Here is a 12,220-nt window from a genome sequence, read left to right on the forward strand (position 1 = left end):
TGGCCGATGCCCAGGCGATACGACGGAATGAAGAGTTGGACCGTCATAGCACTCACTTTTTTTGTTATTGTTACTTGCCCCTCCATTTTGCGTGCTTAATCTCGATTAATTGAACATGTGTTCAGCAGGCGGTAGGCTAATGACGAAGCTCTATGACAAAATTTCGCAAGCACTCAGAGACAACGAAGGTGTCCTTCGAATCGGTAAACTAAAGGACGCGGTAGACTACCAAAAATCTGTTGATTCATTTCGCCGCGAACTGAAGGCTTGGACTGAAGCGGATAGTTGCCCAATTCGCTTCGAAGTTAGTGGATACATTGCATATGGCGACACCGATTTTTCGGAATGGTCAAAAAAGCATCGTGGACGTGGTAAACTCACTGATTACACGGTGTTAAGAGTTTGGTCTAGGGCTGGCGGGCAATGTCAGTTCCCGGGATGTACCAAAGACTTAACCGAGGATCCGCTTACGAAGTCGGTGGGAAACTTTGCGCAGATTGCTCACATTGTTGCAGCAAGTCCGGATGGTCCAAGGGGATGCGAGGACCTCTCTCAGCGCTTAGGGGACAAATTCGAAAACCTAATGCTGCTTTGCTACCCCCATCACCGACTCATTGATACCGATGTCGACCAATATTCGGTTGAGGTTCTCAACGACATGAAACGACGGCATGAGGACCGACTGGATGCGTTCCTAGCGTCAACTGACGCATATGAGACGCATATGGTTCTGATTTCCGGGGTCATTCGTGGTCAACCGACTCGAATTGTCCAAGCAGAAGCAGCTCGAGCACTTTCCCCACGTTTTGCCAACAACCGGGTTCTGGAGGTGGATTTGACTAATGCACTTCCAGAAGAAACCGACGATTTGTATTGGCGAAGTGGGGCGGAGATCCTGAAGAAACGGCTGAGGCAAGCGCTCGAACCGCGACCAAATGAGAGGTTGGATCACCTTTCCGTTTTTGCTCTGGCGGCAATTCCATTGCTTGTGTTGGCGGGGCGGTTGATTGGAGACAAACGGCGCGCGGAACTCTACCAAAATCAACGTGATTTGAACTCTTGGTCATGGTTTGAAGAGGTTGAGAGTGCAGACACAACAATCGAACTTGTTAGACCTGAAACCATTGCAAAAGATCGAACCGCTGTTCTAGCGCTTTCGTTCAGCCAAGACGTGGACATCGATCAGGTTCGGGCGACAGTGGGTGGCGATATTGACCTCTATGTGATGCGAGCTGCAGAACCCAGTTATAATTGGCTCAAACACAGGGTTCAATTGGACGCATTTCGCAAAAAATACCTGCAAATTCAGGATGAGCTTGAGCGTAAGTATGGGAAAACTCGCACCCTGCACGTTTTTGCTGCGGTACCTGCACCCGTCGCCATCGAAATCGGACGAAGTTTACATCCCAAAGTCGCCCCTGAGCTGGTGGTCTACGATTACATCGACGGCCTCTACGTTCGAGGTCTGGTAATTCCCAAAGATATCAGTTCTGTCCCCTAGATTGCCCGGAGAATCATGTATTTCAACTCAACTACCGCACAACTTGACGATCTCTTGCAGCGGGTGTGCGAAAACCTACAATTGGCTCCGAGTCTTCACCAGCAGGCTAGCGAAAGGTATGAGTCCATCGCAAAATGGCTGGGTGACGACAAGTGTAAGTTAAACGAACTCAATCTGGAAATCTACCCGCAAGGATCATTGGGAATCGGAACCACTGTTCGACCCCAGAAAACACAACAATTCGATCTCGATTTTGTGTGCGAAGTCGACCAAGCGGATTGGTTTGCGAACAATCCAATCAATCTTTTGGATGCGGTTGAGAATAGGCTGAAAGAGCATGGAACCTACGCTGAAATGCTGTCGCGGAAGCCCAGATGTGTGCGATTGCAATACGCCAATGAGTTTCACATGGACATCCTTCCAGGCTTTCGTTCGTCATGCTCGTCAGAGGCGATTTTTGTTCCAGACTCGAATCTTGCGGAGTGGGTTTCCAGCAATCCACGGGGTTACAAAAAGTGGTTTAGGTCCCGTAGCCAGATAAGGTTGCATAGGGACGCGAAGATCGAGCCGTTGGGAGTTTTCGAGTCGGCTGAAAAGAAGAACCCATTGCAGCGAACCGTACAGTTAATAAAGCGTTGGCGAGATATTCACTACAGCGAAGAACTCGAAATTGCTCCGATTTCCATTGTGCTAACGACACTTGCCGGCCATGGGTATGGCGACCAACAGTCAATCTCACAAGGAGTGATGAGAACCCTTGCGTACATCAAATCGGAAATCGAAAGAGTCGAAAATGGTGAACGACTGGTCGTCTGCAACCCAACGAATGCAAACGAAGACCTCAGCGAACGATGGGAAACCAACCGTGATGCTTATGATGCATTTTGCAGCGGAATCCATGAGTTTCACGATCGGTGGGCACGAGTGCTACGAAAGACACAGACTGAAGCGGTTGAAGAGCTCTCTGAACTTTTCGGGGAGAGTGTGACTCATGATTCGCTGAACGAGCAAACAAGGTTGATTGAAGACGCACGAAGCGATGGCAAGCTGAACGTGAACAAGTCCGGCCTTATCGGTCTTGCAGCTGCGGTAAATGTGCCCGTTCGTAAGAACACTTTTTTCGGCTCAGGAGACTAAGCGTGCCCAAGATCTTTGTTCCAACCCTTAGCCAAGGCCAACAAAGAATGAGGATGAAGGCGTTATTTCCTTCGTTCAAGTTTGAGCGCGGAGAACGCGGGATTGGTATATGGAAAGGCTCGCTGCAACCAACCGTATGGGGCGACAAATACCGAGTTCAAATTTCCTACTCCCCGAAATCCAGCCCATCTGTCGAGGTACTTTCACCGAAGCTAAGGTCTCGACCTGATGGGGAGAGACCGCCACATCTTTATTCGGGCGAGCGACTGTGCCTTTACTTGCCGAACTCAGGCGAATGGACGCGTCAGATGTTTTTAGCCGACACGATAGTCCCATGGACCAGCTTGTGGCTCTATTACTACGAAATTTGGTACGTAACTGGAAGTTGGCTGGGAGGCGGTAAACATCCAGTTGCGAAAAGCGAAAAGAAAGCCCGGCGGGATACCATACGGAAAGAGGGTCGCCGGAAGATCGACCGGGGCAATGGAGAAACACCGAACCATGGAGGATAAATGCTATCAGATGAAGCAATACTGCAAGAGGCTTTAGATACGATTTTGGTGATGATCAACCCATCATCTGGAATGGGGCATCCCAATGACAAGAAGAAGGTCGTATGGACGTTTAAGATTCTGAAGAAGCATAATATCCCCATTGACAGCAACGTGGTTCGCCAAACCATGCTCGCAGCTGGGATGATGGTCGATAAAGCGAATGAAATTAAGGAGGCTGCTGAGCGCGTCTCAAACGGTGGCCGGTTTCAGGGTATTGGTACAACGTCTCCATTGCGCCACGACATTTTCCAGCGGTGGAAAGACCGGGCCCTTGAAAGGACTAAATTTGGTGAAGTCGATAGTGAAGAAGCCGCAGCCGAACGCGAATCCAAGGAGTTCTTTTTTACGGCGGAGGGCACCTCATCGAGGTCACTCGCCGTATCAAAGGCCTTGGAGCTAGCTTCGCAGTACGGCTCCCTGGCGATGATGATACCTACGAAGTCAAACCTTAGTAACTACGGCGACATCTTTGGAGACACCGCGTTGAAGGCCCTAGGGAAGAACGGAAAGGCAAGAGTGATAGTCGATAGCAGGTCCTTCATTGTTCATCTTGTCCCAGCAACTCAATACACTTCCTTTAATACACCGAGTGACGTGATGCTGATTTTCGACTGTCCGTTCGATGCAGTCGAAAAGGTGCTGTACAACGACATGAGCGTGAAGAGCATCGTCTATGTGCCCTGGACCGCTGATGAGTTTGCTTCCGCTCAGAAGACACCCAAGAGCAAACAACTCTGAGATGCCCAAACTCTTGATCCACTCGCTACTTCGGTATCGTCCTACGGCACTGCGCCATGTCGTAGCCTTCCGGAAGAGGTTTGTACTGGTCTTTCGGATCCGGCCAACGCTTTATTCTTGACTGGAATGCGCGCATCTCCTGTACGGGCAGCGTGGCAACGACCACAAAGTCATTCTCGCCGCCTTGGATTCGACAGATATCTCGTTCATGTGGTTTCTTAGCGGGTATGCGGATTCGGCTGTCCCCGTATTCCCTATTGTTCACCAAAATGATGGCAGAGTGGACATCAAGTGCGGCGGACTCAACCAACGTGTTGAAAGTTCCCACGTCCTTATTCCAAGATAAGACGAACAACCCGTCAACCTTGCCGCGAAACTTGGCACGATTGTGGATGTCCTGCAGTTCGGAACACACCAGTACGGCAAAACAGAACCCTTCGTGCCTGATCAGGTTTGGCCGTTCTAGTTCGGTTTTCCAGTTCAATCCGAAAAGCCTGAGTAAGTCGGCCTCTTCTTCCGGCGCCGGCAGCCTTTTGTGTTGGTAGAATTCCCGACCGAAATCATAGTCCACACAATTCTCTCGGACATAAAGACCAGCACAGCTCACCACGGTCTTTTTGTCACTGTCCACCTCATACTCAATGCCTGCAATCAAATTGATTCCGCTGTCTTGCAGGCTTTCACCGAAGTGTTGAAAGAGTCGCTTTGATAGCGAAAGTTCAGGCATCACAAGATAGTCAGGCTTTGGCTTACATGCTCGGGCGAGCTCGACGATCTGGGAGACTTGGTCATAGCGCAGCCCTGATGTCTCTTCGCCACCAGCGTTCTTGAGCCAATAGTCATAGGGAACAAGGAAGTTTGTTACTGCAATCCGCGGGTTGTCGGAGAGCTTCGCCTCTTTCGACTCATCTCCCTTCAAGTTTGTTTCCAAAAGAAAAGGCTTTGGCTTTGTCCACGTCCCACGGAAATAGTTAACCAATTCACAAACATGTTTTGGGTCGGCGTTTGCCACCAACAAGAGGTCTCTAGCCTTCAATGGCCGAGTTGGGAACCAGAAGGGCAGCTTGGAATCGTTGCAAAATTCAACGGGCCAGGTGATATCAGCAATCCCGCAGACGGCGTCTTCTTTGGGCTGTTTCGGCCGCGGGAGCTCTTGGCGAATCTCAAGGTACGACTTGAAACCGAAGTCGGACAGCAACAACGCCTCCCAGTCTGACTTGGGGTTCGAGGAGGTCACATCCACCACCTTTTTGAGGGCACTGAATTGTAGCAATTTCTCAAGTTTGCTTTCATCCGCGACGGCAGAGAGAATTGCAATTCCCATTCTCCGCTCAAAGTGTTGGATATCAACTTCCGCAACTCCTTTGAATTCTAGCCCGTTTACCACTTTGCGGACACCAATGAGCCCTACTTTGCGAACGTCTTTCGGCCCAAAAAAGCAGTCGCAAACCTTCTGAACGAGTAACTCCGCCTCTGAGAAATCGCCACAATTGATACTGACTTTCAGCACACGCAAGAACTTGTCGAAAGTCTCTAAGATCTTCTTCGGAGTTAAAACAAATTGTTGGGTGAATTCGTAGAACTTTTTACGGTTTTTCTCCCAGTCTTGCGACTGGAGCATGCTGTTTAGCTTTTCCATTCGGCCACTCTCAATAGACCAAGCAAACTTTGTGATGGTAAGTTGGTCGGCTTCCCTCAAATGAATGGTGGACCCATTTGGGCCCTGCGCTCTAAGTGCCTGGCGACTTGCGGTGTCCGACGGGTCACGCGGCGGAAGTTTGTTTCTTTCGCTCGCGATCTCATTGAGTTCGTTGTCCAACCCCTCCAGCACAGCTCTACCGGTTGCGCCTTTCAGTTCCATCACGCGCGTCTTGTTTTTAGCGAGGTGAATCGTGGTATCGCCAAGCCATGGGAAATCGGCGCTTGTGACTTCCGAATTGGTGAGCCATTTTCCCCCAATCTCTTGCCAGAACTTTGGCTCACTGCCATCCACTGGCACTTCCAGACAGTTGAGTACAATGAAGAGATCGTCCACATACCGTCCGTAGTGCGCTACACAAGACTCTTCCATGGCCTTGTCAAGTGGGGCGAGTATGATGTTTGACAGAACCCGCGATGGCGTGAAGTTGAGCGGCAGCCCCAGCGGAAAAATGGAGCCGTTCCTTTTGTTCCAACGATGGACTATCTCCACAATAAGTTTGGTTAGGGCCAACTCTTCGTGGTTGAATGTCACCCCGAACTCCGCTTGAAAAGTCGGATCGAGCACAAAGCCCGCATCGATTTTGGGATAAAAACTCTTCATGTCGGAGGTGATCACGTAAGCGGGCTTTTCGGCATCCAGAAGTCTTTCAATGGCCTTCTTGCCGTCATTTCGCCACCGTTCCCATTGGGTGTGGAACATCTGAAAACTGCCGCCAGTGTGGTGCAAGTGGTAGTTTTTGTTTTTTAGGCGTCTAAGCCGATTTCCGTAGCAAGACTTCGAAAGCTCCGCATCAAGTTTGTCACCCACGGTGTTGATCCAGTGAGCACCGAGGATATGGATTTCGACTGAGAACTCACCGAATGTCCGAAATTCTGCGATGGAGTCGGGAGGAGCGTCTTGATTCTCATCAGTCATTAGAATCATCTTCGGCGGTGCCGAACTCCTGTCGCCCACTGGTCTGTCATCTCTCAAACACTTTGAAATCAGCTCGACGCCACCAACCCCTTTCTTAACGAGTGCACCAGCCCTTTCTCGATCCCATGTTCCAGTCAGTTGCCGGAGATTCTTTACGAGCTGGTGCTCATACCTTGCGAAGGCCAATGCGAGTGTTTCGGACTTTGAGTGGAACGCGTCGGATTTGGCTTTGCGGTATGCAAAGAAGACATCTTCGGTGGTTAGTTTGAAGCTCATGCTTCCTCCTGATTTTCTGTGAGAAGCCGAGGTTAATCCAAAGTTGGGTTCTTGGAAAAAAAACGACTTTGGAGCTTGGCGACCGGCAGGGTGAAATCTAGAAGTCCTTTCGTGATGGGAGAAGCATCCAGCGAACTGTTGATCTGCAAATCGAGCTTGCCACGCAATGGAAACGTCGAGAATATGTAGACCCAAAACCAAGCTTCTTCGGACAAGGGTGGAACTCATGAAAATATCAAGTCTTACAGTGAAGAACTTCAAGGCCATAGAATATCTTCATCTTGGTGATCTCGGAGATATGGTTGTTATTGCAGGCCCCAACGGGTGCGGAAAGTCGACTGTCTTTGAGGCAATAAAACTTCTGAAGTCAACCTACGGCCATTACACATCAAACAACGAACTGCAGCAGTTTTTTGGTGAGCATCAGATTCAGTTGAAACGGAACCCGAGGTTTGAGCTGCTCTTGCGGGATCGAACTCAACCGATGGAATTGGAGTGGGTGCTCGTTCTAAATGACGAAGAGAAGAGTTATCTGAGCGCCAACGCGAGAGCATGGGTTAAGAGGCTTCTCATAAGGGATGAGGTTAGCGCAGATGGCATTGCTGTATCGCCTCCTCAGATGAGTCTTGCGGAACAAGAAAGGTTAGAAAGAAAAAACTCCCCCGAAATTGAGAGGCTAACCGAAGAGCTAAAGTCACTCTTGAAGGAGCCGAGTTTGGTGGGAGGAGTTTGGGTCACAAGCGATCAACAGGTGAAGTTCCTGCCAAACCTGGCGATTCAAATGATTTGCTCCACCTACGACCCTCCTAGCTTGGGCGTGTTCGATTTTCACGGCCCCCAGCGCACCTACAGTCGCGAAAATCTGGATAGCCTGCGCCTTAGTTCCGCTAATCATGAGCTGTCCAGCAGTGCGCTATATAACACCTCCGCCAAGTACCAGAATATCAAGACGCAGCTTGCAAACTCGTATTTGGTGGAGTTGATTGGCGAAAAGGCTGGAAAAGGAGACTCGCTCGGACTCCCAAATCTGACCAAGACGATTCAGTCCCTGTTTAAGCAGTTTTTCCCCTCAAAAGAGTTTGTGGGAGTTGTCCCTACTCCGGAGGGAAAACTTGAGTTTCCGGTACGTATGAGTGATGGAAGTTGCCATGATATCAATGAGTTGAGTTCGGGGGAGAAGGAGATAGTGTTCGGATATCTTCGTTTGCGAAATTCTGAGATTCAGAACTCAGTGTTAATGTTCGACGAACCTGAACTTCATTTGAATCCGAAGTTGATTGAAGGACTACCCGAGTTTTATTCAGAGAACTTTGGTCGGGCGTTTGGCAATCAGATTTGGATGGTGACACACAGTGATGCCCTGATACGTGGATCACTTAGGCAGCCTAGTTTTTCGGTTTTCCACCTCATGGAAGCTAGTGTCGGTGAAGGAATCAACCAAGCACACAGGGTGTTGGCTGAGGAGGATTCGGTAGACATCCTCATGATGGAGCTCATTGGGGATGCTGCTGTTTATCGTCCCCGCAACCCAGTGGTACTGATTGAGGGCAAAGAATCGGGCTCGGACGTGCAGCTAATCGGAGATCTCTTTCCAGAATATCTTGCGAAAGCGAACTTCGTGGCAGCAGGAGACAAGCAGAGCGTAAGAAGGATTCATCAAGCGCTCTTGAAGGTCGAAGATCTCGTGAGAGTGAAAGTGTTCTCGGTTGTGGACTTGGACACTGAACCGTATGAAGATGACTCGGTCAGCCAATTGTGTTGGGATGTCTATCATATCGAAAACTACTTGCTGGAGGACGAGATAATCTACGAAGTCCTATGTTCCCTAAACTTCAAACACGAGCTTTCGCTCGCTGACATGGACTCCTATCTCAAGAATTGCGCTGCCAAGACGCAACACAATTTAGTTCGACATCGAATCTGGAAGCATCTCAATTCCTTTCTCAAGCCGTTACATGTCGAGAATCCAGATTTGAATGACTGCGATTTTGCCCAAAAAATGCATCAACAATTAACCTCCGACCTGAACGATTTAATGGCAAAATTGGACGATGATTTGAGTATTGAGTCCATTGCCAATACTCGGTCACGGGTTGAGAGCGAAGTGTTAAAGGAACTGGATAGTGGCAAATGGCGACAATCCTTCAAGGGCAGAGACATTTTAAAATTGGTCGCAAAGGATATCCAGATACAATATCCGCATTTACGGTCGTTGATTATCAGCAGGATGAGGGAACGAGACTTTAAGCCGATTGGGATGAAGCGAATCTTGGATGCGTGTTTGGAAATTGATTAGATTTGTATCGGGTCCATCCCGTCCGGTAGAGGAACATCGCTGGACTCACATCCAACATGTGGCACGTGCACCATGTTAAACATTTGCGTGACCAATCAGCGAAGCCAAGGTGACTTCTGAGCTCTGTGCATGTCAGCCTCGGCAGATCACCGAGGTTTTATGCAGAGACGTAAGATTCAGGTCGAGCAGGATGTTAGAGAATGTTTGAAGAAGGTGGAGGATTTGGATTGGCCTCTTCTCATGCGGGGCAAGTTTGGTTGACTTCTAAGCGATCGAATTGGATGATTGTAAAGAACCATCAAAAAAGCAAAACAGATACACAGGGCATCTAACAAGAGGTACGTGTGAAAGTGCAGGCTTGGAGAAAAATTTTACTTCTGTTGGCTCTCACTTTTTGTTTCGCTGGGGATGCGGGAGCTCAAGATGCGACACAATCCGAAGCAGTCAAAGAGGAGAAACCCAAGGCCAAGAAGAAACTCACCGATAAGCAAATCGCCAAGATTCTGATCAAGGAATCCATCGACTCCTACTCAGGAAACTGCCCGTGCCCTTACCACTCGGCACGAAATGGCAGTCGTTGCGGCAAGCGTAGCGCCTACAGCCGACCTGGCGGGGCATCACCACTTTGTTACGCCAGCGATGTGAGCTCTGAGATGATTCAGGAGTATCGGGACTCACTGACGGAGTAACTCTTCTAGTTTGGTGAAGTTTCCGATGAAGCGGTTATTCCGCCAGGTAGTTCTGAATGGTCGTCAATATCGACGCTTGGTGGCGATAGATATCTGTGATCTTTTCGATTGGGATGCGCGTCTCGTTCTTCTCCAAGTCCAACACACCCAGGTAGCGTTGCGTACGGTTGAAGTGAAGGCGGCAAATGGGCTTGCGGTTGTTGTCGTCTAAGAGGATGCCGCAGTAGCTCTTCGTGTCTCGCATCACCACACGCTCTGGCTCTACTAGCTGGGAGGCGATTGCCTTGACGATGCGCACGCCCTCGAGCTCCTCTTCCGTGGTGATGATATCACCGTCCATCGAGACCACTCCTTCCGGTAGTTCCTGCTCTTCAGGCTCATGCGTGGCCTCGCTTTCGTTTTGCAACGCGCTGGTAAGCCGCTGATGAACGCGCTCCTGTATGAGCTGCGCGAATGCGCGTTTAAGCAGGGGTTGGAACTGTTCCGTGACCTTCTGCGTGAACGAGCCCTTGTATACTTCCTTGCCCACAAGTTTGGTCATTTCTACGCTGGGGTTCGCGAATTCTTCGAGCAGGTACTTTTTCATCCCGTTGAGATACTTGAGCTCGCTAGCCGCCGACGTAATGGCTTCGGGATCGAAGTTTTCCTTGGTGTACTTCTGAAGCTGCGTGATCGTGTCGGGCCTAATGTCAGTGAGGCTGAACTCGAAGTACGGCTTGGGATCCATCTTGTTCTTGTCATCAAGATCGGTGAAGAACCGGTAGATGATGCCGTTGGTCAGGATTCCGATTCTAGCCGGAGTCACTGAGAAGTAGCGGTAGAGCTGCGAGAAATGCACCTCATCCAGATTGACCTTGCAGTGTTTGACTTCGAACAACATCACCGGCCCAGGTACGTTCTGAAGTTGTATCGCGTAGTCGACTTTCTCACCTTTCTTTGTGCCCACGTCTGCCGTGAACTCTGGAATTACCTCCAAAGGATTGAACACATCATATCCGAGGATACGAAGCATCGGCAGGACCAATGCTGTAGATGTAGCGGCTTCCGTTTGAAGACTGTCGATGATTTTTGCCGCAGTCTCGGCGAGTTGATAGAGTTCCCTTTCCACAAGCTTCTCCTATGTTTTGTGTCCCGAATTTTCGTGTAGTAACGAATGCTTAGATTCTGTGGCCGGAATTTTCGCTTGTCAAACTTATTTCCAGAGCACGTTCTTCAAGGATGGATTTTCTTCCACAGCAAGTACCCGACGTTTTCCACTCAAGAACTCCTCACACACACCACCGCAAAGACGTCGCAACCGATGAACACCCTCAGGAGAACTCGTTGAATGCGGTCTGGGTGCGCATTTGCGAGGCGGCGCGCTAGGAAGCTCTTGTTGCCGATCTGGGTTTTGTATTCCAATTCCAGGCTAGCAAATTGCCAAGTCGCGTAATTCAGTGCGGTACCGAGTGGTCTCATCCCGACTCTGAGCGGATGCTCATCGTACTCTGAGAAAGTTGGCGGAAGTCAATCTGCCAAATCAAGCTGTGCGCGGGCACCGCTGATATGAATCGGCTCGCCGCTCTCCAAAGCGAACACACCGTACAAGACCGGTGCTGCTGCGGCTCGCTCCGTGATGTGTGCCTGCATTCCTGGCCAGGTTCGACCCCCTAAGTCATAGTATTCATTCAACAAGGCCCGGAGTCCTTCCGAATTAAAGACAGTCAGGTGTCCGACGAAGTCGATGGATGGGTCATTGAAACGCGCTTCAGTCCAGTCGATGACAGCCGTGGGTCGGGCTTCTCCGTCCACCAAGACATGGCCCGCGTAAAGGTCGCCGTGCGTGAACACCCCAAATTCCGGCCAAATTTTATCATCGTCTATCCAGGATTGAATCCGCTGGTCTAGCGCGGGTGCAATACCGATTTCGGTTCGAACACGTTCGAGCTTTTTGAGGAAGTCACTGCGGAATTCGTCCGGCGAAATGCACTCCACTCCAGCATCTTGTGCCTCGTCTAGTCGGATCGAATGCATATTCGCAATAAGTTTGGCCAAATAGGCTGGGAAGACCCTCGACTTGGGGTCTATATTCCATGTGACTTCATAAGCCGCATTGAAAGAAAGTGCAGGCTGTCCGGGGAGCAATGGGTACGCAATGAGCTCATCACTGAAGATTCGCCAATCGGGAACCGCAATCGGAATTTGCGCTTTTAGGAATTCCAGAACCCGACGCTCGTACTGGGCTCGAACCATCGACTGCGCACGTCGTGGAATTCGGAAGACCCACGCCTGTCCGGCATCATCGGTCGCCATTGCGACCTGAAAATCCAGACCCATTTCATTCACAGAGATCTTGCTAGAAAGTTCTATACCGTGCCGTTTAGCGAGGTCTGTGATCTGACTTGCTTCTTGACTCATCTGCTATCCTAAGTC

Annotated in this window: 10 protein-coding genes and 1 pseudogene; 7 read left to right on the forward strand and 4 right to left on the reverse strand. The window is 49.9% G+C overall.

The genetic code is table 11. The features are described 5' to 3' along the window. The first annotated feature begins 139 nt into the window (after nt 1–139). The 5 genes and pseudogenes from FRD01_RS14690 (at nt 140) to FRD01_RS14705 (ending at nt 3,930) form a co-directional block, all read left to right on the forward strand. A complete protein-coding gene (locus FRD01_RS14690) occupies nt 140–1,501 on the forward strand; it encodes an HNH endonuclease (protein ID WP_249755639.1) in 1,362 nt (453 codons plus the stop codon). Between the two features lie 15 nt (nt 1,502–1,516). Beyond that, nucleotides 1,517–2,017: pseudogene (locus FRD01_RS25000) on the forward strand (nucleotidyltransferase domain-containing protein); the annotation flags it as partial. A 231-nt stretch (nt 2,018–2,248) separates the two neighbouring features. Continuing rightward, the gene (locus FRD01_RS14695) at nt 2,249–2,638 is read left to right on the forward strand and encodes a hypothetical protein (RefSeq protein ID WP_146960904.1); all 390 of its coding nucleotides are present in this window, start codon (nt 2,249–2,251) and stop codon (nt 2,636–2,638) included. Nucleotides 2,639–2,691: 53 nt separating this feature from the next. After that, a complete protein-coding gene (locus tag FRD01_RS25050) occupies nt 2,692–3,150 on the forward strand; it encodes a type II CBASS E2 protein (protein WP_489667392.1) in 459 nt (152 codons plus the stop codon). Next, nucleotides 3,151–3,930 carry a DUF1889 family protein gene (locus FRD01_RS14705; RefSeq protein WP_146960905.1) on the forward strand — a complete coding sequence of 260 codons (780 nt, stop codon included), beginning with the start codon at nt 3,151–3,153 and terminating at the stop codon, nt 3,928–3,930. A gap of 25 nt (nt 3,931–3,955) precedes the next feature. Here FRD01_RS14705 and FRD01_RS14710 read toward each other — a convergent pair whose 3' ends face one another. After that, nucleotides 3,956–6,823, reverse strand: coding sequence for an RNA-dependent RNA polymerase family protein (locus FRD01_RS14710; protein WP_146960907.1), 2,868 nt, complete (start codon nt 6,821–6,823; stop codon nt 3,956–3,958). 226 nt (nt 6,824–7,049) lie between these two features. On the opposite strand from FRD01_RS14710, the gene FRD01_RS14715 reads away from it, so the two are divergent. Then, nucleotides 7,050–9,119 (forward strand): AAA family ATPase, encoded by a 2,070-nt coding sequence (locus FRD01_RS14715; RefSeq protein WP_249755640.1) that lies wholly within the window; start codon nt 7,050–7,052, stop codon nt 9,117–9,119. A 344-nt stretch (nt 9,120–9,463) separates the two neighbouring features. After that, nucleotides 9,464–9,808 (forward strand): hypothetical protein, encoded by a 345-nt coding sequence (locus tag FRD01_RS14720; protein WP_249755641.1) that lies wholly within the window; start codon nt 9,464–9,466, stop codon nt 9,806–9,808. A 34-nt stretch (nt 9,809–9,842) separates the two neighbouring features. On the opposite strand, the gene FRD01_RS14725 is transcribed toward FRD01_RS14720, so the two are convergent. The 3 genes from FRD01_RS14725 to FRD01_RS14735 all read right to left on the reverse strand — a co-directional run bounded on the left by FRD01_RS14725 (nt 9,843) and on the right by FRD01_RS14735 (nt 12,205). After that, nucleotides 9,843–10,916, reverse strand: coding sequence for a type I restriction enzyme HsdR N-terminal domain-containing protein (locus FRD01_RS14725; protein ID WP_249755642.1), 1,074 nt, complete (start codon nt 10,914–10,916; stop codon nt 9,843–9,845). 149 nt (nt 10,917–11,065) lie between these two features. Continuing rightward, the gene (locus FRD01_RS14730) at nt 11,066–11,266 is read right to left on the reverse strand and encodes a hypothetical protein (protein WP_146960911.1); all 201 of its coding nucleotides are present in this window, start codon (nt 11,264–11,266) and stop codon (nt 11,066–11,068) included. A 48-nt stretch (nt 11,267–11,314) separates the two neighbouring features. Next, nucleotides 11,315–12,205: a macrolide 2'-phosphotransferase gene (locus tag FRD01_RS14735; RefSeq protein WP_146960912.1), complete on the reverse strand. Its 891-nt coding sequence runs from the start codon at nt 12,203–12,205 to the stop codon at nt 11,315–11,317. Nucleotides 12,206–12,220: the final 15 nt, after the last annotated feature.

Origin of the sequence: Microvenator marinus (genome assembly GCF_007993755.1) — a bacterium.
GTDB classification, from domain to species: Bacteria; Myxococcota_A; Bradymonadia; order Bradymonadales; family Bradymonadaceae; genus Allomicrovenator; species Allomicrovenator marinus.

What these genes read in the sequence shown, in the direction of transcription:
- FRD01_RS14715 (WP_249755640.1), top strand. Translation starts at nt 7,050, where the DNA reads ATGAAAATATCAAGTCTTACAGTGAAGAACTTCAAGGCCATAGAATAT.
- FRD01_RS14730 (WP_146960911.1), bottom strand. Translation starts at nt 11,266, where the DNA reads ATGAGACCACTCGGTACCGCACTGAATTACGCGACTTGGCAATTTGCT.
- FRD01_RS14735 (WP_146960912.1), bottom strand. Translation starts at nt 12,205, where the DNA reads ATGAGTCAAGAAGCAAGTCAGATCACAGACCTCGCTAAACGGCACGGT.
- FRD01_RS25050 (WP_489667392.1), top strand. Translation starts at nt 2,692, where the DNA reads ATGAAGGCGTTATTTCCTTCGTTCAAGTTTGAGCGCGGAGAACGCGGG.
- FRD01_RS14695 (WP_146960904.1), top strand. Translation starts at nt 2,249, where the DNA reads ATGAGAACCCTTGCGTACATCAAATCGGAAATCGAAAGAGTCGAAAAT.
- FRD01_RS14690 (WP_249755639.1), top strand. Translation starts at nt 140, where the DNA reads ATGACGAAGCTCTATGACAAAATTTCGCAAGCACTCAGAGACAACGAA.
- FRD01_RS14705 (WP_146960905.1), top strand. Translation starts at nt 3,151, where the DNA reads ATGCTATCAGATGAAGCAATACTGCAAGAGGCTTTAGATACGATTTTG.
- FRD01_RS14710 (WP_146960907.1), bottom strand. Translation starts at nt 6,823, where the DNA reads ATGAGCTTCAAACTAACCACCGAAGATGTCTTCTTTGCATACCGCAAA.